The 25961-nt window shown below is 43.3% G+C and carries 17 protein-coding genes; 14 read left to right on the top strand and 3 right to left on the bottom strand.

What is annotated here, in order from left to right; all coding sequences use genetic code 11:
- Nucleotides 1-67 precede the first annotated feature (67 nt).
- Nucleotides 68-2365, top strand: a complete 2298-nt coding sequence (locus J3P43_RS03070; RefSeq protein ID WP_255898887.1) for a TonB-dependent receptor — start codon at nucleotides 68-70, stop codon at nucleotides 2363-2365.
- 350 nt (nucleotides 2366-2715) lie between these two features.
- Here J3P43_RS03070 and J3P43_RS03065 read toward each other — a convergent pair whose 3' ends face one another.
- Nucleotides 2716-3897: an anhydro-N-acetylmuramic acid kinase gene (locus J3P43_RS03065; RefSeq protein ID WP_255898885.1), complete on the bottom strand. Its 1182-nt coding sequence runs from the start codon at nucleotides 3895-3897 to the stop codon at nucleotides 2716-2718.
- A gap of 67 nt (nucleotides 3898-3964) precedes the next feature.
- Here J3P43_RS03065 and J3P43_RS03060 point away from each other — a divergent pair, with 67 nt between their 5' ends.
- From J3P43_RS03060 to J3P43_RS03050, 3 genes are all read left to right on the top strand, one after another.
- Nucleotides 3965-5119 (top strand): acyltransferase family protein, encoded by a 1155-nt coding sequence (locus tag J3P43_RS03060; RefSeq protein ID WP_255898883.1) that lies wholly within the window; start codon nucleotides 3965-3967, stop codon nucleotides 5117-5119.
- Between the two features lie 54 nt (nucleotides 5120-5173).
- Entirely contained in the window at nucleotides 5174-7999 is a 2826-nt protein-coding gene (locus J3P43_RS03055; protein WP_255898881.1) for a M16 family metallopeptidase, read from the top strand.
- Between the two features lie 74 nt (nucleotides 8000-8073).
- A complete protein-coding gene (locus J3P43_RS03050) occupies nucleotides 8074-8337 on the top strand; it encodes a DUF2007-related protein (protein WP_255898879.1) in 264 nt (87 codons plus the stop codon).
- Between the two features lie 377 nt (nucleotides 8338-8714).
- Here the strand turns inward: J3P43_RS03050 and J3P43_RS03045 are convergent, their stop codons facing one another.
- Nucleotides 8715-9302 carry a porin family protein gene (locus J3P43_RS03045; RefSeq protein WP_255898877.1) on the bottom strand — a complete coding sequence of 196 codons (588 nt, stop codon included), beginning with the start codon at nucleotides 9300-9302 and terminating at the stop codon, nucleotides 8715-8717.
- Nucleotides 9303-9416: 114 nt separating this feature from the next.
- On the opposite strand from J3P43_RS03045, the gene J3P43_RS03040 reads away from it, so the two are divergent.
- The 5 genes from J3P43_RS03040 (at nucleotide 9417) to J3P43_RS03020 (ending at nucleotide 13866) form a co-directional block, all read left to right on the top strand.
- On the top strand, nucleotides 9417-9632 hold the full coding sequence (locus J3P43_RS03040) for a hypothetical protein (RefSeq protein WP_255898875.1): 216 nt from the start codon (nucleotides 9417-9419) through the stop codon (nucleotides 9630-9632).
- Nucleotides 9633-9795: 163 nt separating this feature from the next.
- The gene (locus J3P43_RS03035) at nucleotides 9796-11508 is read left to right on the top strand and encodes a S41 family peptidase (RefSeq protein WP_255898873.1); all 1713 of its coding nucleotides are present in this window, start codon (nucleotides 9796-9798) and stop codon (nucleotides 11506-11508) included.
- A gap of 62 nt (nucleotides 11509-11570) precedes the next feature.
- Nucleotides 11571-11786, top strand: a complete 216-nt coding sequence (locus J3P43_RS03030) for a hypothetical protein (RefSeq protein WP_255898871.1) — start codon at nucleotides 11571-11573, stop codon at nucleotides 11784-11786.
- Nucleotides 11787-11900: 114 nt separating this feature from the next.
- Complete coding sequence (locus J3P43_RS03025; RefSeq protein WP_255898869.1) at nucleotides 11901-12641, top strand: tyrosine-protein phosphatase; 741 nt, start codon at nucleotides 11901-11903, stop codon at nucleotides 12639-12641.
- 226 nt (nucleotides 12642-12867) lie between these two features.
- Nucleotides 12868-13866: an LCP family protein gene (locus J3P43_RS03020; protein WP_255898866.1), complete on the top strand. Its 999-nt coding sequence runs from the start codon at nucleotides 12868-12870 to the stop codon at nucleotides 13864-13866.
- Nucleotides 13867-13871: 5 nt separating this feature from the next.
- Here the strand turns inward: J3P43_RS03020 and J3P43_RS03015 are convergent, their stop codons facing one another.
- Nucleotides 13872-15140 (bottom strand): WcaI family glycosyltransferase, encoded by a 1269-nt coding sequence (locus J3P43_RS03015; RefSeq protein ID WP_255898864.1) that lies wholly within the window; start codon nucleotides 15138-15140, stop codon nucleotides 13872-13874.
- Nucleotides 15141-15564: 424 nt separating this feature from the next.
- Between J3P43_RS03015 and J3P43_RS03010 the strand changes: the two genes are divergently transcribed.
- The 5 genes from J3P43_RS03010 (at nucleotide 15565) to J3P43_RS02990 (ending at nucleotide 25952) form a co-directional block, all read left to right on the top strand.
- The gene (locus J3P43_RS03010; RefSeq protein WP_255898862.1) at nucleotides 15565-21807 is read left to right on the top strand and encodes an Ig-like domain-containing protein; all 6243 of its coding nucleotides are present in this window, start codon (nucleotides 15565-15567) and stop codon (nucleotides 21805-21807) included.
- A 296-nt stretch (nucleotides 21808-22103) separates the two neighbouring features.
- Complete coding sequence (locus J3P43_RS03005; RefSeq protein WP_255898860.1) at nucleotides 22104-23303, top strand: glycosyltransferase family 39 protein; 1200 nt, start codon at nucleotides 22104-22106, stop codon at nucleotides 23301-23303.
- Nucleotides 23300-23842 carry a hypothetical protein gene (locus J3P43_RS03000; RefSeq protein ID WP_255898858.1) on the top strand — a complete coding sequence of 181 codons (543 nt, stop codon included), beginning with the start codon at nucleotides 23300-23302 and terminating at the stop codon, nucleotides 23840-23842. The genes J3P43_RS03005 and J3P43_RS03000 overlap by 4 nt, the downstream gene beginning before the upstream one ends.
- 244 nt (nucleotides 23843-24086) lie before the next feature.
- The gene (locus tag J3P43_RS02995; RefSeq protein WP_255898856.1) at nucleotides 24087-25523 is read left to right on the top strand and encodes a GMC oxidoreductase; all 1437 of its coding nucleotides are present in this window, start codon (nucleotides 24087-24089) and stop codon (nucleotides 25521-25523) included.
- A gap of 3 nt (nucleotides 25524-25526) precedes the next feature.
- Nucleotides 25527-25952: a twin-arginine translocation signal domain-containing protein gene (locus J3P43_RS02990; protein WP_255898854.1), complete on the top strand. Its 426-nt coding sequence runs from the start codon at nucleotides 25527-25529 to the stop codon at nucleotides 25950-25952.
- Nucleotides 25953-25961: the final 9 nt, after the last annotated feature.

Below are 25961 nucleotides of genomic sequence, written 5' to 3'. Positions count from 1 at the left end.
ATATTCCGTTTATTTTTTTTCAACATCCCTTAATGGCGATGTTTTTGATCTATTTAAAAACTTAAAGATGAAAGTTTCAACTATCATAGTATTTTTCTATTCTATCGTTTTCAACCTTTCTGCTGCAAATGCATTCCTGGCTGTTAGTGGGAGGGTTACAGATGCCTCTACTAACCAGCCGCTCTCCGGTGCGATCATCGCAATCCCCGAACTTCAATTTTCGACCGTGTCGAATCAAAATGGGGAATACAATCTAACCAGAGTACCCGTGAGGGGGCGCTTTCTGGTCGAGGTGCGCTATATAGGCTATAAAACATATACACAATCTGTAGATTTCGCAAGTGCAGATTCCGTCAATTTTTCACTCGAACCCAGTGTAATTGAAGTTCACGAGGTGGTGGTAACGGGTACTGTATCGAGTGCCAATAACCGCACAAACAGCACATCTGTTACAACCGTAAGTAAAGACGATCTGACCAGCCGCGCCGCAAGTAATATCATCGATGCCATTTCTCATGTACCCGGCGTATCTCAGGTTACAACAGGGGCCGCCATTTCTAAACCCGTCATCAGGGGCTTAAGCAGCAACAGAATTGTAACCCTTTCTAATGGCGTAAAACAGGAAGGGCAGCAATGGGGCGACGAGCACGGCATTGAAATTGACCAGTACAGCGCAGAACGTGTCGAGATATTACGGGGGGCAGCGAGCCTTCTTTACGGATCGGATGCTCTGGGTGGAGTGATTAATATAATTGACGCTGTCCCCCCTTCGCCAGGGCAGTTACGCGGCGAGTTGCTTAGCAGCTACTCTACAAACAATGGACTTACGGGTACATCGGCCATGATGCAGGGAAATACGAACGGCTTTGTATGGCAGGGGCGCGGGACCTACAAAAATGCATTTGGATACAATACTCCCGAGGGCAGAATACCTAATACAGGGTTTCGGGAAACCAATCTTAGCGGAATGATTGGTTTGAATAAACATTGGGGCTATACACATCTTAGCGCATCGGGCTTTACGCAGAAATTGGGCTTGCCCGATTTTGGGAAAAACGATGACGGTGTCTATGAAGACGAAGAAGGCAATATCTTAACACCGGGCCAAATTAAAAGCCGGGATCTGCTTTTGCCTTTTCAGGATGTGAGACATTATAAAGTAGCCTTAAACAATCATATTCTTTTAAACAAAGGAAGATTGCGCTCAACCCTGGGTTTTCAGAACAATCAAAGAAGAGAATTGGAGGAAAGTGTTTCAGATCCTTCTTTATTCTTCGATCTGAAAACTTACAGTTATGACTTCAAATATTACTTCGAGGAAAATAACGGGTGGCAGCCGGTGCTTGGAGTTGCAGGCGCTTTTCAGGACAGTAAAAATAAAGCAGAAGAACTGCTTATCCCCGACTATGACAACGAAGATTTCGGCGCCTTCGGATATATCAAAAAATCCTGGGAAAGAACCACAATTAATGCAGGCTTACGCTTCGATTACCGTAACATCAGCGGCATCGAAATGGAAGAAGATGGTTCAGCAAAATTCAGCAACTTTAACAATAACTTCTCTAATCTAAGCGGGGCTCTTGGCCTTACCCGTGATTTTAACACCAACTGGAACTTCAAAGCCAACATCGGCAGCGCCTTCAGAGCACCGAATATTTCAGAACTGAGTTCGGAAGGGGTACACGAGGGGACCAATAGGTTCGAACTTGGAAATACTGCATTAAAACCCGAGAGAAGCTTATATGGAGATATGGCTTTAGAATTCCATAACAAAAGAGTTGACCTCCATTTTAATGTCTTCAATAATTACATCGGAAACTATATCTACTCCAGGCGCTTAAACGACGAAACACAAGATGTTGACGGAGAATTGGTACCGCTTTATCGTTACGTTCAGGACAATGCTAATTTGTACGGCCTGGAAGCGGGATTAACCCTTCACCCGGTTTCACTTTTTCACTTTGAAAACAGTTTTTCAATTACCCGAGGAAGAAACACAGCTACAAAAAACGATCTTCCATTTATGCCGGCACCAGTCTTAAGAAATGAATTACGAATAGAGCCGGACTTGAATATGAAAAGCTTCAGTGATGCGTACTTTTCTGTAGAGTTTGAGAATGTGTTTAAGCAGACCCGTATCGATGAAGAGTTTGAGTCGCCGACAGGTGCGTACACGCTGGTTAATGCCTCCATCGGAACTACGTTAAATCCGGGCAAACAGCCTCTGCGAATCTATATTTCTGCGAATAATTTGTTTGATAAAGCATACGTCAATCACCTAAGCAGATTGAGATATGAGGGAATTTTGAATCAGGGGCGAAACATTGCATTCGGTATCAGCTTTAGGTTTAACTCTGTTAAATAAGCTCCTGCAAACATGGGGGTAAATTCCCTACCCCATATAATAAAAAGGCTTCGACAAACTCACCACAAGGTGAATGCCGAAGCCTTTTCAATTTTTTAAACCCCTTAATTTATAAAAGTATACCTGATATTCCAGTTAGCAGGTTGCTTTTTCGAACAGCTAAAGATCAATGCAATCTGCGCTTTCGAGTCTTTTGTAGATGAAAATAGAATCATACTAATTAGATTTTGAAACGGTGAATAAGTTTAATCGGTGTGTGCTTTTTTCAATTCGTTGTGTTTTGTACGAATCGATTTTTGAATAGTTCCCGTTTTTTTCAATTAATAAACTTCCGCATAGGTGAGCGCTGATTACTCGGGTAAAGAGATTTTTCCCATGGTCACCTGCGGTCCGGCGTTAGTCTGTAATGCAGATCCACAGATAGTTTCATTGGCAAGCAGGGCAAACAATAGAGCTTCTTTTGCGTCGCCGGCAACTCCAAGTTCATCCATGTGCCGCGCTTCGGCATGTAACTGCTCAGATATCTTCTCCATTAAAAATGTGTTATTCGCTCCGCCTCCGCTTACATATAATCCAAAGGGCTCATCTCCTGCCACCGCCTTAATCGCATTGGCAGTAGCTACAGCAGTAAACTGAGTAGCCGTACTCAGCAAATCATTCTTACTGATCTTGCTAAGTTCTTCTTTATCAAAAGCCTGGTCTATGACACTCAAATTAAACACTTCGGGACCGGTAGTTTTCGGTAGAGATTCCATAAAAAAGGGATGTTCGAGCATCTTGGCTAATAACTTTTCGTTTACTGTCCCGCTACGGGCAATATCGCCATTGCTGTCATACGAAGTGTGAAAGTACATTTTGCAAAGTGCATCAATTAATGTATTTCCGGGGCCAGCATCCGTGCACACCACCGGCTTCATGCTCGCTGGCCGGGGTAACCAGCTGAAGTTGGAAATGCCTCCGATATTAAGCAACACTCTGTTCTCAGCATCCGAAGAAAAAAGAATATAATCGCCGTAAAGCGCCAAAGGGGCTCCTTCGCCACCAGCGGCAATATGTTTTTGTCTGAAATCGCTAAGCGTAATTATTCCGGTTCTCACCGCAATATGATCTGCATCGCCTATCTGTAAAGTACCATTAGGGTAATCGGCTAACTGGTGCTGCCGCTTCGGAGCGTGATAAATGGTTTGTCCATGGCTGGCAATACAATCAATGTCATTCTTCGAAAGATGATGTTTCTGTAAAAAAAGATTAATCTGATCAGCATGCAAGGTTCCGATTTTAGCATTCAACAAGGTTACCTTCTCCAGATCTGTCTGTCGCCTGGAGAAGACGGTTCGTACATCCTCTTTAAAATCATCCGTATAAGGCAAGGTTTCAAACTCCAGAATCTCGGCCTTAGTCTGTAATCCGCTTCCGCTGATTTTGCACAAGGCGATATCTAACCCGTCAAGCGAAGTGCCCGACATTAAACCGATAATCAGGCGTGATTCCTTCTTGTATAAATTTGCGAGGCGAATTAAGAATTCATTCATTTTAATTGTAAATTGATTTATCAATGGTGAATAAAGCTAATATCACACATTTATACTTATTTATCTTATGAAAGAAAACATCTCGCCAGCCAATTCGCGATTACTTTCTCTTGACGTTTTCAGGGGATTGACGGTGGCAGCAATGATCCTGGTGAATAATCCAGGCGACTGGGGAAATATCTATGCTCCATTAAAACATGCCGAATGGCATGGCTGCACTCCAACCGACCTCATCTTTCCCTTTTTCTTATTTATCGTAGGGGTTTCGATCGCTTTTTCGCTGGGAACAAAAAAGGCAAATGAGGTAGCTAGCAAAGACATCATCATTTCCATAATCCGGCGCTCGGCTATATTATTTGCCCTCGGTATCATCCTCGCTCTTTTTCCCGATGTCTTTGTTGATCCGGTAAAAAGCTTTAGCACTCTTCGCATTCCGGGAGTTTTGCAGCGCATCGGACTGGTATTTTTGTTTTGCGCCATATTATTTTACAAAACCGGTGTAAAAACCCAGGTCGCCACTTTTGTTTTAATTCTGATCGCTTACTGGGCCTTGCTCACATTGGTTCCAGTTCCGGGCGGAGTGGCTCCAAACCTGGAAAAAGAAACCAGTCTTGCAGCCTGGTTAGACCGCACACTTCTTACCGAAAACCACCTCTGGAAACTCTCACGCACCTGGGATCCCGAGGGAGTTTTAAGCACTCTGCCTGCTATTGCCAGCGGAATTTCAGGCACCTTAACCGGGATATGGCTGCGCAGGAAGGAGATAGAGCCAAACAAAAGAATTCTCTTTATGCTGCTGACAGGAATTATTGCACTAATTGCCGGCCTGATCTGGAATTTATCCTTCCCTTTAAATAAATCGCTATGGACAAGTTCTTATGTGCTTTTCACCAGCGGTTTAGCCTTAATGTTTCTTGGAACCCTTTATTGGATCATCGACCTGAAGAACTACCGCGGGTTTACACTTCCTTTTGTGGTCTACGGTGTAAATGCGATCACTGTATATTTCCTGTCGACCATTATGGCCAAATTATTCAACTTTATAAAAGTGGATAATGCGGAAGGACAGGAAGTGAGTCTGAAAACGTGGCTGTTCCAGTCGTACTTTACACCAAACTTTTCCCCACTCAACGCATCACTGGCATGGGCGCTCAGTTTCGTGCTGTTCTGGCTGATCATTTTATGGTGGATGTATAAACGAAAAATCATTATTAAAGTCTAACCTGGAAATTTTATCTATTTTGAAACATATTTATCCAAACGCCATCAAATTATTATGAAACCTACCGTTATTCTATTTCTTGCCGGCTTAACTCTGAGTATGGGTTGTGCCGTCAAAACCCCAACCACCGCAGTTGCCTCCAAACCTGCCGAAGCTGCGACACTGCCGCTTGATACAGCGATAAAAACAGGCAAGCTGGCCAACGGCTTTACCTATTATATTCGCCGCAATACCGAACCCAAAAACCGGGCTCAATTATATCTGGCGGTTAAGGTCGGCTCTATTCTCGAAAACGACGACCAGCGTGGCTTAGCACATTTTATGGAGCATATGAGCTTTAACGGCACCAGGAATTTCCCGAAGAATAAACTGGTAGATTATCTGCAAAAGTCAGGTATCCGCTTCGGGGCTGATTTAAACGCATACACCAGTTTCGATGAAACAGTCTATCAGCTTCCTATCCCTACCGATAATCCGGAACTATTCAAAAACGGCTTGCAAATTATGCGCGACTGGGCTCAGGATGCGAGCCTCGATTCGGCCGAAATCGAAAAGGAACGAGGAGTTGTTCTGGAAGAAAAACGCTTAGGTAAAGGAGCCGGAGAACGGATGCAGAATAAATACCTTCCGATGCTTTTAAACAATTCGCGGTATTCAAACCGCTTGCCTATCGGCACCGAAGAAGTTCTTAAAAACTTTAACCACGAAACCTTGAAGCAGTTTTATTCAGACTGGTACCGCCCCGAGCTTCAGGCGCTCATTGTTGTAGGTGATATCAATGTGAGCGAGGTGGAGCAAATGATAAAGGAAAAATTTTCTGACTTGAAGAAATCTCCTGACGCGCGTCCGCGAACCGAATATTCGATCCCGCTGTTAAATAAAAACCAGTTTATCGCGGTTACGGATAAAGAATTCCCCTACACCGTTGCCCAGGTGCTAATCAAGCATCCGGAAACGAAACTTAAAACAACCAACGATTTAAGAAACAGCACCATACGCAACCTATACAACCAAATGATCGGTGCACGTTTCTCTGAGTTGATGAAGCAGGCAAATCCACCATTCCTGCAAGCGGGAAGCAGTATTGGCGGTTTCCTTGCGGGATTAGATGTGGCCTCAACGGTAGTTTATGCCAAGCCCGGTGAACTTGAAAAAGGATTAAAAGCAGCACTTGCAGAAACAGAGCGGGTTAAGCTATTCGGCTTTACCCAAACAGAACTCGACAGGGCCAGGCAGTCGTACTTAACTTCGATGGAAGCAGCGTTTAAAGAGCGGGATAAAACTTCGTCGGAGAATTATGTTCAGGAATACGTACGCTTGTTTCTTGATGGCGAAGCCAGTCCCGGCATCGCCTACGAATACGCTTTTGCAAAAGATGTTGCGCCGGGAATAAGTCTGGACGAGGTAAATGCCTTAGCCAAAAAATACCTGGTAGATTCTAATCGCGATGTGTTGATTATGGCTCCTGAGAAGGAAGCCGCAACACTTCCATCCGAAGCAACCGTTAACCAATGGATTGCAGATGTTAAAAACGATAAACTTACGGCTTATGTTGATCAGGTGTCGGATAAACCTCTGCTTGCAACAAAGCCAACAGCCGGAAATGTTGTTGCAGAAAAGAAGATTGATGCGATAGGGGTAACCGAGTTAACCCTGAGCAACGGCGTTAAAGTGGTGCTAAGGCCTACGGATTTTAAAAATGATGAGATCATTTTCAGCGCGTTTAGCCCCGGAGGAACATCCCTGTATCCCGATGCGGATTTTCAGTCGGCTTCTTACGCTTCGGCAATAGTTACCCGTGGTGGCGTTGGAGAATTTAACTCGATACAGCTACCCAAATTATTAACCGGGAAACGGGTTTCGGTGAGCCCTTATATTGCAGAACGCAGCGAAGGTATCAGTGGTTCTGCTGCACCAAAAGACCTGGAGACGGCATTACAGTTAACGTATTTATATTTTACTGCGCCGCGAAAAGATGCCGAAATGTTCCAGGCCATGATTGCGCAGCAAAAAGGTATCCTGGCTAACAGAAGCTCAGACCCCAACAGTGTATTTGCCGATACCGTTTCGGCTGTACTTGGGAATTACAACATCCGGCGTACCGGTCCTACTTTAGCCAAACTGGAGCAGGTGAAGCTCGATCGTGCATTTGATATTTATGAAGAACGTTTTGCTGACGCCGGCGACTTTACCTTCACTTTTGTAGGTAGCTTTAAAAACGAAGAGATTAAGCCATTGCTGGAACAATATCTCGGCGCACTACCTACTAATAAAAGAGTAGAAGCAGCTAAAGACCTGGGTATCGTACCGCCTGCCGGAACTCTAACCAAGACCGTTTTTAAAGGGCAGGAACCGAAAGCAACCGTACGACTGGTATTTAGCGGGGATTATGTCTATAACGAGGATAACAACAACCAGTTAGATGCACTGGGCGAAGTGCTTCAGATAAAACTGATTGAACGCTTACGCGAAGAAGAAAGCGGCGTGTACAGTCCGGGAGCACGTATGGGCTATTCAAAATATCCACGGAACCGATATTCATTCACAGTCTCTTTTGGCTGTGCGCCCGAAAATATTGATAAACTGGTAGCGGCTACCCTGGATGAAATAAACAAAGTGAAGACAAAAGGCGCTGCTGCTGGCGATATCGAGAAGTTTATAGCCGAAGAAACCCGCAGTACCGAGACCCAATTAAAGCAAAACGGATTCTGGCTGGGATACCTCGGCGGTCAGTATCAGAACAACGATTCTCCGACACAGGTGCTCACCTATCTTGAATCGCTAAAGAAAATCACACCGGCTACTTTGAAAGATGCTGCGAATAAATACTTAAGTGGCAAGAATCTGATTAAGTTTATTTTGTTACCGGAAAAGAAATAAGAACAATTATTAGGGGCTACCGCCGAAAAGGTGGCCTCTTATTTCCACATACTATCTCACCTTAAAAAACAAACATGGAAAATCACGACGACATCAAGCTAGTAGAAGTATTTGCCGGAGAACCCTGGCAAGCAACGATGATTCAAAACGTACTTGAGGCCAACCAGATTGAGGCCGTTTTACAGAACGAACTAATGGGAACCATCGAACCCTGGGTAATTTCTGCCGGGGGCGTCAATGCAGTAAAGGTTATTGTATCAAGCGACAATCAGGAGCAGGCATTAAGACTCATCGAGGAGTACAATCAGAGTGATGGAGAAATTGGCGATACGGAATAGTAAACAAGTCCCAGCAGGGTCTCTCAAAGAGGATCCTGCGTTCCCTATTTACAGTGAAGGCTTCCATAACCCTGGTCCTGACCAAAGTGGTCGCATATCATTGCAGTGAATGACTATTCTCTTTCCCTTTAAGAGCGCTGCAATGCCTAGTGGAATGCTCTGGCAAGGTCGGAGCCAAAACTAAAAAACAAAAAAGCAGCTACTATTAATACGATGATTGGCCAAAGGAACTTTGATCGGTTTTTCATGGGTATTTTTTTTAAAGTTATCATTTTTTTAATCCGACCAGAGGTCGGAAAGCCCGTCCGACCGCCCATAAAAAAGCCACCGATGTTAATCATCAGTGGCTCTAGGTATTCTTAAGATTAGGTGCCTGCCTAAAACAACTTATACCCTAAACTCAAGTGCCATAAGTTCTGCTTCTGATCATACTGCCCGCTTTTATTAATATTAGACAATCCTTTTTCGTAGCGTAGGTCTACCGATATATTGCCGAGGTCTACGCCCGCACCGGTTTGCAGTCCGATAGTCTGGTCTTTGTAATTGTTAAAATCTGTAGCTACCTCAAAATTCTCTTTAGCGCTCTTATCAAGCACAAAGGAGATCACCGGGCCGGCCATGATCCGGAAGTTTAGTTTGTCGAAGCCAAACTTGTTACCCAGCAGCACGGGAATATCAAGCGTTGTGAAATTTACTTTCCCTTCGCCGTGATACGTAGTACCGTCCTGGTTAATCGAGCCAAACTCGCCGCCTTTACTTCCTAAATAAACTTCGGGTTGCAGGTAAAAGCCTGCTCCGCCGAAACGGGCCCAGGCACCGGCCTGATACCCCAAACGGTTACTTTCGTCGCCTACATCACCTTTTAGAGTTGCCAGGTTGACGCCTGTTTTTAAACCCAGCGTAAACTGGGCAAAGGTTGTTACGCTTGCCAGCAATAACAGACCTGATAGTGCAATTCGTTTCATACTGATTTATTTTGTGTGTGTTTAAGAATAACATTCTGTTTACAGAAATGTTGCCTGTTAATCCTTGTTTAGAGAAGACGTTTAAATTTATACTTTTGTAACACAGAAAAAATTATGGCAGAGATAACTATCAGTAAAGAAGAATGGCAAAAGCTTAAACTGAAAGTAGAACGTAAATATCGCGAGCTGAGTGAAGAGGATCTGGCCTATACGCCGGGGCAGGAAGATGAACTGATTGAGCGACTGATGTCGCGTTTAAAACGCAACCGGGAGTATGTGGTTTTTACACTTAAAAAAGGCCTGGCTAACCTGGATAATAACAGGCTGTAACATTAAAAATACCCCCCAAATCTTTTTTATTTCTAAGCAATTATATTACTTTTAGGTCTGAGGCCGTTTAAAAGGCATTCCCCCGATTGTGAAAATCTACCTGATGTGATCGGTGTATCTTTTTGAGAGATACTGCGTTATATATTTAATTAATTTTATAGCTATGCTGAGGTTGAAAACATCTTTAAAAAAACTGGTTGTACCGGTTCTGGTCTTTACAGGTATCCTCTCTTTTTCTTTCCGCGAAGACCTGTTTCAAGCCTCTAAAAACTTAGAAATTTTTTCATCCCTTTACAAAGAACTCAACATTAGCTATGTAGATGAAGTCAATTCTTCTCAACTCATGGAAACGGGCATCGAGGCCATGCTGGCCAGCCTTGATCCATATACAGAATTTGTACCCGAAAGTGAAATTGAAGATTATAAAATGAAATACGTAAGCACCCAGTACGGTGGTATTGGAACGCTTACACACACCCGCGAGGGCCGGACGATCATTTCTGAAACGCTCGAAGGTTTTCCGGCGCAGAAAGCCGATATCAGAGCCGGCGACGAGGTTTTAGAAATTAACGGGATCTCTATCAAAGGCAAGCCTTACGACCAGGTAAGCACTCTGCTAAAAGGCCCTAAAAGCACTCCTTTAAAACTTACTCTTAAACGTTACGGTGAAACTATCACTAAAAGCCTTAACCGGGATGAGATTACACAACCTAATGTAAGTTATTCGGCGATGATGAATAACAACATAGGGTATATCAAACTCGATAAGTTTTTAGAAAATTCGGCCAGAGAAGTGCAGGACGCTCTGGTGAATCTGCAGAAAAACAACCCCTCGGGCATTATTCTTGACTTACGCTCGAACGGTGGAGGGATTTTACAGGAAGCCGTCAAAATTGTGAATTTGTTTGTCGATCCCAATGTTACCGTAGTAACCCAGAAAGGAAAGAACAGGGAAAAAACCATTCCATATAAAACGCAAAATCAGCCTCTGGCACCTAACACTCCGCTGGTGGTTCTGATTAACAACCGGGCGGCTTCGGCGTCCGAAATTGTTGCAGGTTCTTTACAGGATTTAGACCGGGCAGTAATTATTGGCCAGCGCAGCTACGGTAAGGGATTGGTGCAGCAAACTTTTAACCTGCCATACAACAGCCTGGTGAAAGTAACGGTGGCAAAATATTACACCCCCTCCGGAAGATGCATCCAGGCGCTGGATTATACCCACAGGACGGCAGACGGGACGGTAGAAAAAGTAGCCGACAGCCTGATTACTGAATATAAAACCAAAGGCAACCGCTCGGTTTACGACGGCAGCGGGATTTATCCGGATATTGCTGTTCCGGCTGTGAAGCTTAGTCCGATAAGCCAAACTCTGCTGAGCCGTTTTCTAATATTCGATTACGCTACTCTTTACAGGAAACAAAAAGCCAGCATCGCTAATCCTAAAACATTCAAACTATCGGATGCGGAATATGCTGAATTTGTGAACTACCTGTCGGATAAAGACTATAATTACAGTACCCGCACCGAAAAGTTGCTTAACGACCTGAAAGCCGAAGCTGAAAAAGAAAAGAAGATGACAGAGATAAAATCGGAGTTTGAATCCCTTAAAAATAAAGTATCTGTAAGCAAGAAAAACGATCTTACGCAATTTAAGGAAGAGATTCGCAGATTGCTCGAAAACGAAATCATCAGCCGCTATTATTTTCAGAAAGGACGTCTTGAAAACGCTTTTATTTATGATGAAGATTTGAAATCGGCTTATAATGTACTTGGGAATAAAACAACTTTATCCGCAATATTACAAGGCAGCGGTTCTTATAAATCCATTGGCAAACCGGGTGGCGGATTCTCTGCCAATGCAGACATCAAATAGCCTGTAAATTTTGTATAACCTTAAGTAGCTCAGCTACGTAAGAGGTGTACAAATTATTTACAGTGAAAAAGAAAAGAAAATCAAACGCAAAGTTTTACGGAGTAGTGATTCTTTTCGCTTTTGTAGTTTCGATTGTAGAAATTATTAAAACGATAGAGTCTTCGAAAACATACTCTCAGGTGTTTGAACAGAATCAGGACTCGGGCGCATTAATAGTTCTACCTATTTTTTCGATCGCTATTGTACTTCTTCTGGCCATCCCTAGAAAAAACTTATAATCTGCATCTCCAAACAGATTTCATTAAGGTCCGTTGTCTTAAACAAATTTAAATTGTAGGTTTGAGTTTGGTGATTGCCTTTAATTCCAGGCAAATAAAAGACGCCAACAACTAATGTTATCTTTTTTTAGGTCGAAAAAGCCTGTACTGCCGGAAATTGATTTTTCCTCACTAGGCACCGACCTGCATTCACATCTAATCCCTGGAATAGACGATGGAGCGCAGGATGTGGCGCAGTCTGTCGACTTGATCCGGAGCCTGCTCGATCTGGGCTTCCGCAGGATCATCACCACGCCGCATGTTATGGTAGACTACTATCGTAACACGCCAGAAATCATTTTCACGGGACTCGAAATTCTTCAGGCGGCCCTGAAAAAAGAGAAGATCGACATAGCAGTAAAAGCAGCGGCCGAATACTATTTCGACGAAGATTTCGAAAATAAACTGGAACAAGGCAATCTTCTGACTCTTGGAGATAATCACCTGCTATTTGAGATTCCCTTTAGCAACTTTCCGATAAATCTTTTTGAAGTAATCCAGAAGATTATAGATGTGGGCTATGTTCCGGTACTCGCCCATCCCGAACGATATTCTTATTTTCATGGCTCGATAGTAAACTATAAGCGCATCAAAGATGCGGGCTGCAAGCTCCAGTTGAATACAATTTCCTTAACAGGATATTATGGGAAGCCAGTCCAGAAAGTAGCTGAAATGCTGGTGGATAATATGGTGATCGATTTTATCGGTAGTGATATGCACCATCTAAAACATGCTGAAGCTTTAAAGCTGGCGCTGCAACAGCCTTATGTGTACAGATTGCTAACCGATTATCCTCTTCAAAACCAGCTTCTGTAGATCAGAAGACAGCAAGGTAGCAGGCCCGTTTCCGACAGCCATTAAACAATTTTAGCGATTAAGAGTTATTGTTAAATAAAAGGATGATCTCCTTTGGGAACATTCTATTCCACCCCAATTATTTAAAAAAATAAAGATTTTGAAGGCAATATTATCTTTGGCAGTATCTGCAAATTCGTCTTTTTTGTATTATATTAGGGAAGGTTTTAAACGGCGGGGACGGGGAATGACTGAAAACAAAACAACTCATAAGAAGAGGAATATAAAACCTGCACTTCTGATAACATTAGGAATATTTCTAACCGGCGCGCTGGGCCTTTCTGCCTACTTATACTCACAGCTGGATAAGGTCTCATCTTTTCAAATTAATAAGAGCCCGAAATCACTTGGAATATCCTCCGCTTTGATGGCGAAAGTTGATTCTTTGGACGAACCACCGATAAATATAGCCTTATTCGGGCTGGACAAGCGCCCTGCGGATAAGTACGGCAATTCGGATGCTATTATGATCGTAAGCATCAGCAACGCTACCAATAAGCTTAAGCTCTCATCGATCATGCGTGATACTTACGTCAAAATTGACAGTGTTGGTCATGATAAATTAAATGCTGCCTACCGGATAGGGGGACCACAACTTGCTCTGAAAACGCTGAATCAAAATTTCGGCCTGAATATTAAGGATTTTGTAAGTGTTGATTTTAACGGAATGGCTAACGTTATTGATGCCTTAGAGGGAGTTACTATTGACGTGAAACATAACGAAGTACGGTGGGTAAATGCTTATCTGGATGAAAACAATCGGGATTCGAGGGTAAAACCGCCGTACGTTTTAAAGCCGGGTCTGCAAAAGTTAAATGGACGACAAGCAGTGGCTTATACCCGCATAAGGCAAGTTGGGGACGATTATGAAAGAACCCACAGACAAAGAACTGTTTTAAGTGCATTACTTAACAAATTAAAGAGTACTGGCGTTTCTCAGTATCCAAATATTGTGTCGCAGGCGCTTCCATATGTAGAAACCAGTATCCCTAAACCGCAACTACTAAGCATGGGGGCCCGGGTCTATATGAATAACAATATGCGAAGAATTGAAGAGCGGCGATTCCCTTCCCATACGGAAAGCCATGGTAAGATTATTAACGGTGTTTGGTATCTGGTACCAGATTTAAAAAGCACGTCAAAATCTTTATACAACTTTATATTTGAGGGAACCAGGCCCGAATAAACTCGTTAAACTGTAAGCGCAGGAACCTCGCTATACTGCGTTAGAACCGCATTTTCAAAATCACGCATGACGTTATCTATCGAAAGATGTCTTTCAGCATAGGCACGGGCATTTTTGGTGATCCCATCATTATCATTCATAATCGCCTGAAGTAGTCCCCGGTTCAGGGCCTCTTGATTTTCAGCGTCAACCACTATTGAAAGATCATATTTCTTTGATAAAGCATACAAGCCGGAGCCTTCGTTTGCAGTAATTAAAGCAAGACCTCCTACTGCTAAAATTGTGGTAAGCTTTGACGGCATCACTAAATCGCTGGCGTTTGCCTTTTGGATCACCAGGTGCACATCGGCCATATTCAAAAACTGATTGAATTTCTCTATAGGTTGCAATGGGTAGAATATTACATTATCGAGATGCAGATTTTGCGCCATTCCCTTCAGGTGGGATTTGTATGGCCCTGAACCGCAGATCACAAATTTCAGGTCCGAATACTTCCTTAAATCTCGTGCAGCATATAAAATCGATTCTAGGCCTTGTTTTTCGCCGATGCCACCTGAATAAAGAATAATCTTATTAGTTTCAGCAAAGCCGAACTCCTTTTTTAATTGCTGTTTATCAGCAATGGGATAAAATAAACTGGTGTCCGCCCAGTTAGGAAAGAAAAGCACCTCTTTTTCGGCCTTCGCCTGTATTTTCGAAACCATACCTTCCGATATACTGCTCACATGATCGGCCTTTTTGAAAATGAATTTTTCCAGCTTGAACAAGGCATTGAGGAGACTGGGAGATTTAATCATCTTCAAGTCGCGGGCGGCTTCTATTTGAAGGTCCTGAATGTGATACAGTAATTTAGCCTTCCAAACTCTCTTACAAAGAACGCCTAAAACACCCATTAAAAATGATGGCGCTACAGTAATTACCAGGTCAAATTTTTTGTTCCCAAACAGGGATAATAACTTAAATGAACAGGAAATAAAAAATGATATTTCCTGAAGGATCCTTTTAAGTCCGGATGGTACAGACGGAACATATTGAGGGCACCTGTAGACGGTGATGTTGGAGCCTGAGGTGAGCAGTTTTTCAGTCTTATACCCAAACCGGTTGCTTCTATATGGCTCCTGAACTTTCCAGTAAGGGTAATATGGATAAGTAGTAAGCACTGAGCACTCGTATCCATTTTTTGCCAGCCACTCCATCATTTCACCATTATACTTTCCAATACCTGTTGGTTCGGGACTAAAATTGTAACTAATTAATAAGATCTTTTTGTTCATTGGATTGCACATTTAATTTAGCTATGCTACTATCCCACTCATCTCTTGAATAAATTGCGGACCAGAAAGGTGTAATCAGATTGTCAAATTCCTTGACCCACAGCATTAAGCTGAGGGCAGCAGGCAGACGTTTAAACTTCGTAGTAACATCTTTCGGGATACTCAAAATGAGCACCCGACTTTTGAAACACCCTCCTAATATGGCAGATCATTCTATCTGCACAACTTTATACAGGAACGCTAACAAAGTGATAAGGTTTGTCAAAATCTTCGGCTGAAATCTGAAATTTAAAAAAGTCACAAACCTTTTTCTGTACCTCCCCGTAAAACTCCGCACCTACGGTTGAAAGAACACACAAATCTCAACTACAATATTTCAGTTTTTTAACGAAGGCGATAGGGAGTTCGAATAGTAAAAGATATAATGGTGAACAGGATAGTTAACTCAAGACGGATACGGAAATTTTTATTAGCAACAAGCATTATTGTAATTACTGTTAGCCACAACTCGATGGCTCAAACAGCTCTTCCAAAATATACTGGTTACAGTACCCCCTCTCCTTCACCGGGTGCACCTGGTGAAAGTTTTAACCCGCCAATGTCAGGCAATACTGCAGCAGCAAACACTCCGGTTTGCGCCGAATGGACGCGTACAGCCGGCCGGGACGAATCGATGGTGATCACAGGGGCAAACTTTACGCGTCATAGTGGTGCAGACGAAGGAAAAGACACACGTTTCACAGTTTACAGCAGTTCAGGACTACAGAAGGATGCCAGTATTCAACGCTTAGAGCGCAGTAAGACCGTTATTACTCTTGATAAAAATATTCCGTCGTGGTCTATGTACCTTGTATGGCCCGCCAATGATGCAGGTTATGGAGCTCCCATAGCGGTTAACAAAACTGATGCATGGTGGGTTGGCCCGGAAAAAGCCACCAGAGGCAGTTCAGTATCTATTTACGGACGGAATCTTTCACAGTATAATGATTCGACTGCATCTTATGTGTATATCAAATCGTCTACCGGTGCAGGTCAGTGGGCAACCGTTACAAAAGTTAATCCTTACAAAGTTGATTTCACTGTCCCGGCTGGCCTCGCTAACGGCGATTATGAAATATGGACACATAACGGCCATGGGGGTGAATACGGGTGGAGCGGTCCTTTGAAGCTTAATATTAATGATGGGGCCAAATGGACTACCACCACTTTCAATGTAGCCGATTTTGGTGCAGTTGGTAATGGCCTGACTGATGATACAGATGCTATTTACCGGGCGTTCGCAGCTGCCAAGCAGTCGTATGGTTCAACAGTATATTTCCCTGCAGGAACCTATATGATCAGCAGAATGCTTAATCCTTCTAACAATACACAGTGGAAAGGCGCAGGACAAGATAAAACCTTTATAAAATGTAATGCCAGCTTCAGTTCTGGAAACGATGCCATGGTTTACGGTATTGTATCTACGTTTCAAGTAAGCGACATCACATTTGATACCAATAACAACTATAGGGCCATCCACTCTTCTCCATTTTTCCTGAGAGGAAGCCGCGACGTAAAAGTGAACAATGTAACATTGTCTTTCGCTAATTACGATGTAATGCAGCTGGATAATACCCGCGGAGTAACTTTAACTAATTCGAAGTTAATTGGTAAGATCTCATTCCTTGGAATTGCATCTCAATTGTTTATCGATAACTGCCACTTTTATCTGACCAATGATACCGAGCTTGCCTTGCATTCATGGGGCGGTTTAGGTATAAGCATCACCAATTCAACTTGCCGCGATTTAAATAATTCAGACCCTAACAATGGTGCGGGCTGGGGCAAGGGACGATTCTTTGTGGCAACCGGCAACACCGGAAGCGGCGGCCAAACCTATTTGGGGAATAACCGCACATATGATTTAACCGTTCGGGAGAACAGTTCGGTGGACCAAAACTCGGGAGAGCAATTTTTATGGGAGGGATTTTCTTCCAGATGGTCCGGACCTGTAATATCGTCTTCAAACATGGTTACAAACGTTAGCGGATTTACCGAAACCTTAGAGAAAGCTAAAATTGCAGTAATCATTAAAGGAAAAGGGCTTGGACAGTCAAGACGTGTGATTGCAGCTACAGGAACCTCACTTACTCTGGAAACTCCCTGGAATCTGCCTCCGGATGCGAGCAGTATCATTGCGGTCGGGCATTATGCTGATAAAATTGTGATGTATAACAATTACATCGATGGAAAGAGCTATGCCGTGACCAGCCCGAATCCGAGCGCTTCTGCCGGGATAGAGCCATACGGTGGGGTTTTAAATTTTATAGCGGACAGAAACACCATCTCGGAAGTCAGAGCAGCGATAGCCAACTGGTCAACTCAGCATTTTACCGGCATTGACCCTAATTACTTCAGCTTATACACAAACAACAAAATTATAGGATGTCGGTGGGCCGTTCAAAACGGACTGGATATGCACAGACCTGCTGAGACAGCGTTATTGGGTTCCATCTTCAGAAAAAACACGATAGGTACAACCTTACAATCGGGTATTATCAATACCATCATGGCAACCAGCACACCAGTACTTGAAAACTTTGTTTATGAACACAATCAGTTTGACAACGTAAGAACCGCATTTTCTACCGGTGGAGATCTTGGACTTCCAAATGGCTTTCCTTCAGACGGCACAGGTATTGCTCACCAGCTATTTTATAAAAACAACTTTGGTTCAAGCAGCAATCTTTCGGGCATCACCGTTACACCATTTGTGGCCTTACGGGAAAATACATTTACCGGCTTTGCCGCTGATTATTCGGGGCTACTGCGGGAACCCGTTATTGAAGCGCCATTACGTGTAATTGAAATAAAAGGAACCACAGGCAGCAATGTATCTGAGCTATTTTCTATCTGGAACTCGGGAATAACATCAATAAACTGGAAAGCGTCAAGCGATGCTTCATGGTTAAAACTCTCTGATACAACAGGTGTGATCACTGACGAACGGAAAAGTGGAAACATCACTCTAACCGCAAATACTTCGGCACTTTCAGCCGGAAGACATACTGCCACCATTACGTCTATTGCTGGCAATCACACTAAAAAATACACGGTCATACTTAACCTGAGCGCATCTAATGCTCCTCAAATCGCCATCACATCTCCGGCCGTTAACAGCACTTTCAAAACACCTGCTTTGGTAGCTATCACGGCAAATGCCAGTGATCAGGATGGAACAGTTACCAAAGTGGAATTCTATTCGGGTGAGACGAAATTGGGTGAAGACTTGACTAGTCCGTACACATATACATGGAGTAACACGGTAGCCGGAACATATACCCTTACGGCAAAAGCAACCGATAATAGCGGGCATTCAACTATTTCGGCCCCCATTAATATTGAACTAACCAACCCGATAGTGGCTGTAGCTCCGAGTGTAGCGTTAACATCGCCCTCTGCAGCAAGCACCTTTACCGCACCGGCATTGGTTAATATCACCGCAACTGCTACTGACCAGGACGGAACCATCAGCAAAGTTGAGTTTTTCTTTGACACAACTAAACTGGGTGAGGATGTAAGCAGTCCTTATACTTTTTCATGGGCAGATGTAAAAGCAGGATCTTATACTATAACCGCTAAAGCAACGGATAATTCGGGCCTTAGCACAACTTCTGCAGCAATTAAACTTAATGTTACTGCACCAGCGCTTGAATCTGCACCTGAATCTGCACCTATCGTTGCCTGTGCTGGCACCGGAAGCATTGTATGGGAATACTGGTCGAACATTACAGGAAGCAACAACATTTTTGCCATACCGCTTAACACTGCTCCAACTGGCACACGAACATTAACCAGCTTTTCCGCTCCGGTGGAGTTTGGTGATAACTACGGAGCCCGTATCAGAGGCTATATCTGCCCTCCGGTAAGCGGAAACTACGTGTTTTACATCTCCAGTGATGATAACGGCGAACTATGGCTAAGTAGCAATGACGATCCATCAACGAAAAAAAAGATAGCTTCTGTAGGCGACTGGACCAGTCCCGGGCAGTATGACAAGTATCCTACCCAACAATCGGCTGTGATTAACCTGGTTGCCGGACAACGGTATTATATTGAAGCTTTGCATAAAGAAGGAGGAGGTACTCTTGATCATTTATCCATAGGATGGAAACTTCCTGATGGATCTTTGCAACGCCCTATTCCCGGAACAAACCTGATTCCGTTTCAAGAACCCGTTAGCAGCGAGCCTGTTGCTATAGCTCCGGCAGTTGCAATTTCATCACCTGCTAATAACAGCAGCTTAACCGCACCGGCTTCAGTAACGATCACTGCCAGTGCAAACGATCAGGACGGAACCATCAGCAAAGTGGAGTTCTTCTCTGGCACAACGAAACTGGGTGAAGATCTGACCAGCCCTTACACCTATGCATGGAGCAATGTAACGGCCGGATCTTATACCATCACTGCTAAAGCTACCGACAATTCGGGCTTGAGTACAACTTCTGCTACGGTTAATCTTACTATCAATGCACCAGCACCTATCGTTGCCTGTGCTGGCACCGGAAGCATTGTATGGGAATACTGGTCGAACATTACAGGAAGCAACAACATTTTTGCCATACCGCTTAACACTACTCCAACTGGCACACGAACATTAACCAACTTTTCCGCTCCGGTGGAGTTTGGTGATAACTACGGAGCCCGTATCAGGGGCTATATCTGCCCTCCGGTAAGCGGAAACTACGTGTTTTACATCGCCAGTGATGATAACGGCGAACTATGGCTAAGCAGCAATGACGATCCATCATCGAAAAAAAAGATAGCTTCTGTAGGCGACTGGACCAGTCCCGGGCAGTATGACAAGTATCCTACCCAACAATCGGCTGTGATTAACCTGGTTGCCGGACAACGGTATTATATTGAAGCTTTGCATAAAGAAGGAGGAGGTACTCTTGATCATTTATCCATAGGATGGAAACTTCCTGACGGATCTTTGCAACGCCCTATTCCCGGAACAAACCTGATTCCGTTTCAAGAACCCGTTATCAGCGAGCCTGTTGCTATAGCTCCGGCAGTTGCAATTTCATCACCTGCTAATAATAGCAGCTTAACCGCACCGGCTTCAGTAACTATCACTGCCAGTGCAAACGATAAGGACGGGACCATCAGCAAAGTGGAGTTCTTCTCTGGCACAACGAAACTGGGTGAAGATCTGACCAGCCCTTACACCTATGCATGGAGCAATGTAACAGCCGGATCTTATACCATCACTGCTAAAGCTACCGACAATTCGGGCTTGAGTACAACTTCTGCTACGGTTAATATCAGCGTAAGCGCCCCGGTTGCGCAAGTTGCACCCGCTATTGCTATCACGGCACCATCCGCTATCAGCACGTTTACGGCACCGGCTTCGGTTAGCATTACCGCAACAGCTTCCGACCAGGACGGTACGATCAGCAAAGTGGAATTTTTCTCTGGCACAACGAAGCTCGGTGAAGATCTGACCAGCCCTTACACATATGCATGGAGCAATGTAACAGCCGGATCTTATACAATCACCGCTAAAGCAACCGACAACTCCGGACTTAGCACCACTTCATCGTCCCTTAGCTTTAATGTTAATGCACCCGAACCTGTAGTTGCCTGCACTGGAACCGGAAGCATTGTATGGGAATACTGGTCGAATATTTCAGGGACCATGGTAAACTTGATTCCGCTTGGAAACAAAGCTACCGGTACAAAAACGCTAACAAGTTTTGCTTCCCCGGTTCAGTTTGGAGATTACTACGGTGCACGTATTCGTGGTTATATCTGCCCGCCGGTAAGCGGAACCTATGTTTTTTATATTGCAGGAGACGACCGGGCCGAACTATGGTTAAGTACAGATGGAAATCCTGTAAACAAAAAGAAAATTGCTTACTCTGATAGCTGGACCAACCTAGGCCAATACGACAAGTTCAAAGCACAACAATCTGTTTCAATTGAACTGAAGGCGAATCAGCGCTATTATATAGAAGCGCTTCATAAAGAGGGTTACGGAGCCAACGATTTTGTTTCTGTAGGATGGAAACTCCCTGACGGATCTTTACAGCGGCCAATAAAAGGAGCTCATCTTATTCCGTTTGAAGAAATCTCGGCTCCTCTTGTTTCAATCAGCTCATTTACAGAAAATGCAACGATTGCCCCTATTGCTACTCCAATAACAGCAGAGGCCAGCGATCCGAATGGAAGTATTCAAAAGGTCGAGTTTTATGCCGGAGACATTAAAATCGGCGAATCTTATACAAAACCATATTCAGTGGTATGGAGAAATATCTCTCCGGGATTGCATATTCTTACCGCTAAAGCAACAAATAATTTGGGAATCTCGTCGGTTTCGGATCATTTACAAGTTACCGTTGATGCCCGGCTATCAAGCACTGCAGGTCCGACTTTAACTGCTTTCCCGAATCCTTTTGCAGAATACATCAACCTCGAGTTTACAGGAATAGAAGCTACGGATGTTAATCTTCAAATTTTTAACCTTCAGGGAATCCTGTTAAAAACGTTATATAAAGGCAAAGTGGAGGGAAATATGACATATACACATCGCTTTAATGGCAATGAATACCCTAATGGCACTTACTTGTGCAGATTAACCTACGGCAATAAAGCGATCTCGAAATTAATAATCCTCAATAAATAAAGAGAAAAGGCCTTTGGGACGTTTGTTACATCTCGTCCATGTCGTAGGTAAGATATCGCCCCTTTTCTGCTCTATGCGTCGGGGAGTTACCTGCAACGTGTCTGGCTGACTTGCCAAAAGTCTGGAACTTTTGGCAAGTTATAAGGCATTTAACTCCTCAGCCTGGCGCCAGGCGCGAGCAGCTGTAAAATTATTGTTAAGGAATTTATTTTTTTAACTATAATTTAAGAGCGAACCAAACAATTTGAAATGTGCAGACGTTTCATTTACTTCCGGACAGGTTCTTATTTTACTCTATGGCTGAAACGTCCACGCACCAAAATAATTCTTTAGTTACTTACTCCAAAGTATCGAATAATATAGTTTATTCATTAACTGGATTTGGGGTATTTTTTAGGATTTTTCATTTCTTTCAGAACCGCTCGCAATGGATGGATGAAATGTTCCTTTCGGTAAGTCTGGTGAAATACGATTTTCTACAGCTTGCTACCGTCCCGCTTGAATACGAACAAAAGGCGCCAATTGGATTTTTATGGTCGGTAAAATTGTGCCTTACCCTGTTCGGAAATGGAGATAAAGCCATGCGCCTCTTCCCCTTACTTTGCGGAATCGCTTCTCTATTTCTGTTTGTATTTGTTGCTAAAAAATTTCTGTCAGATCTTGGTGTAATTATATCTATCGGAATACTGGCTCTATCTCCGCATTTGATTTATCACTCGGTGGAAGCAAAGCAGTATAGTACCGAAGTGTTATGCACCATTTTGGCGCTCTATCTTTATAGCCGGTTTTATAACCGCTCTGATCTTAAATCACTCATTTACTGGGGACTTGCAGGAGGATTACTTGTCTGGTTTGCGTTCTCGTCAATTTTTGTCTTAGCTGGAATGGCGGGTGGCCTTAGTTTATATCACCTGTATAAAAAAGACTGGCGTGCATTTTCGCTTTATCTCATTCCATTTGTCATTTGGATGGTGAGTTTCGGCTTGAACTTCTTTCTTTTTACGAATAAGCATACCGAATCTGATTGGCTCATTGAGTGGTTCAAATACCGTGAAGGATTTATGCCCCTATCTTTAAAAGGAAGTGTGCTGTGGCTGACAAAAAAGATTTTCACCTTATTGAATTTCCCGCTTGGCCTGTCGTGGTTTCCTCTGCCCGAAAGGTATCATCATATCGCTCCTCTCCTAATCCTGGTAAGAATGGCGATTTTCCATTTACTACTCATAATACTCGGGGTAATCTATTCCTTCAAGAAAAACATACACGCATTTTGGATATTACTTTCTCCTATTCTTTTGCATCTGTTTGCCGCGTCGATTATGGTCTATCCTTTTTACGAACGGCTTACTGTATATCTTTCACCATTATTTATTTTGCTTATCGCCTTTGGTTCAGAACGGATGCTTCTGTTTTTCCGTCCCAAAGCGACATCTGTCAGTAATAAACAATCAGCACTTCCTGAGCCTGAGTATTTACCACAATCTGTAAAAGAATGACGCTACTATCTTTTAAAGGAAACTCTAAATGGGGCCTGATCCTTGTTTTTATGGTGCTTATAGGACCTTTGGTACATTCGGTAGCTGGTATTGTTAACACTGAATATTTTGGATTTTACAAACATTGGCACCAACGGGAGTTATTGGATTATCTGGATGAGAATTTTAAAGAGGGTGATGCAGTTTATATTTATTGGAACGTACAAATTGGATATGATTACTACAAAAATCTGAATAAGTACAAATTTAAGCCATTTGCAGCCAAGGATCACCGCTTTCAATCGACCAGTTATGAGGATTACCTTAATAAGATAAAAACTGACATGAATGCGTTACGAAAATATAAGCGTGTTTGGGTAATATACGGCAAGCATCTCTTTGTAAACATTGGAGATTACGACAACGATCCACATTGGTATTACAACACCCCGAATCACCTGCAGATGAAACACGCTGCGTTCAATTCTATCGGGAAACAAATTGACACTTACCGAACCAAAGAAGAACTTAACCTGTATCTTTTTGAAGTTAAAAAATAGTCGATCTTACAGTATATACGGGTTAGGCTCCATCAAAACATCATAATCCGGCGGGTAGAAAACCTTTAGATAAACCGAGTGTTATTTATGTGGCAATTTTTTTCATAGCTTTTTTCCTTACTGACAGTAATTGCCAATTGTTGAATTATGCAAATCACTTTCTTGTAAACGACATAAACTTGGCCGCCCTGAAACTTTTCGCAATAAAATTCAACAGCCCGGGGGAGCTGTATAACCGATATGCATGAAATATACATCTTATGATCTTATAGTAATAGGTTCTGGCTTTGCCTCCACGTTCTTTCTAAAAAAATACTTAAGCAAAGCACCTTCCACAGCAAAAATACTCGTATTGGAGAGAGGGCATCTTTATCCTCATGCTGAACGGGTGAAAGAAAAACGTGGCGAAGCAACAGCCTTCGCTTCGCTCAATCCCCTCGCGATTGACACTTTTGAAAACACAAACGATTCCAAAGACTGGCACTTTAGCATAGGCTTCGGTGGCGGATCAAATTGCTGGTTTGGATGTACTCCGCGTTTTCTGCCATCAGATTTTAAAATGAAAACCCTGTATGGCGTAGGAAACGACTGGCCAGTATCCTACGATGACCTTGACCCCTACTATACAGAAGTTGAAGACCTTATGTCGATATCCGGGCCGGCAGACACGCCGTTCCGCCGTACAAAACCCTATCCTCAGCCTCCGCATTTATTCACGGCGGTTGATAAAAAATTAAAGAAAGAATACGGCAACAAATATATCAGTCAGCCAACTGCCCGGTCTCGCGTGGCCGTTAACGGCAGGGGAGTGTGCTGTGCGAGTACCGTTTGTAATGTTTGTCCGGTAAATGCAAAGTTTACGATCGAAAACTCGAATTTGAACGTTTATGAGGACCCACGGGTAGAGATAGAATATGGAGCGGCAGTTTACAGTCTGGAATTAGTGCAGAATATGGCTCGTAAAGTGAACTTCGTTAAGGACAACAAAGAACTCCAAATAGGCGGCGAAGTAATTGCTCTTGGAACGAATCCGTTTTTCAATGCAAATATCCTTCTAAACTCGGGAGACACAAATCCACACACAGGAAAAGGGGTTGGAGAACAATTGGGGATGCAGGTACATGTTTATCTTGATGACATGCAAAGTGTAGGTGGAAGCACATGGGTTAATGCCAACGGCTATATGCTTTATGACGGCGACCATAGAAAAGATTATGCAGCCTGCCTGATGGAATCAAGCAATGAACCCTTCTTCAGACCCGAGTCTGGGAAATGGAGAAATATGGCAAGCTTTAGAATGGTCTTCGAAGATCTGCCCGATCCGGATAACTATATCTCTACAACCGGCGACAGATTGAAGCCAAAAGTGCATTTCAAAGGCCATTCTGAGTATACGCTTAAAGGGGTGGAGGCAATGAAGAAAAGTTTACCGAAAGTGCTTTCCTGCTTACCTGTAGAAAAGATTATCTATAAAGACGCCTACCCTTCTGAAGCACATATTCTGGGCGCAACCCGAATGAGTAACTCAGCTGCCGGGGGCGTAGTGGACAAGCTCCTGATCCATCATCAGTATCGTAACCTGTTTGTTTTGGGGAGTGGAAGCTTCACCACATTCAGCCCTGCCAACCCGACCCTTACCTTATCAGCCTTATCCATGTATTCAGCAGACCATGCATTTTAACCTATGAAAAGACGGAATTTTTTAAAGTTTGCCTCAATTGGTGCCGCTGCTTTGGCAGTGCTTCCAGGGTTTTCGTTGTATTATGCTTCGTCAAGGGATTGTGCTGTCGACTTAATATTAGATGAGTATAAATTTCTGAAGATTGGCCGTGAAGAAGTAGTGAAGTATGTGGATGACTTTTATAAACTCCACCCTGTTGAAGAAAGTACACCCTGGCAAATGAAAATTAAAATTCACCACTATTTTAACATAGCAACTGTAAGATCAGAAATGTTAGTGAAGGGCTTCCTGCTGTCTACCAACTTTTTCATGAACAAGATGGATGAAACCAAGCCGGTTGAGTACATCAGCTTATACAACCCTTACAAACAACCCTGCGCAAATCCTTTTTCGTTCATGTATTATCCTCAACAGAACATCTCCAGTTAAAATAACCGA

It is taken from the genome of Paradesertivirga mongoliensis (assembly GCF_024436395.1).
Taxonomy (GTDB): Bacteria; Bacteroidota; Bacteroidia; order Sphingobacteriales; family Sphingobacteriaceae; genus Paradesertivirga; species Paradesertivirga mongoliensis.
Note: the sequence above shows the minus strand (reverse complement) of the source record. Positions and strands in the feature narration are given on the sequence as shown.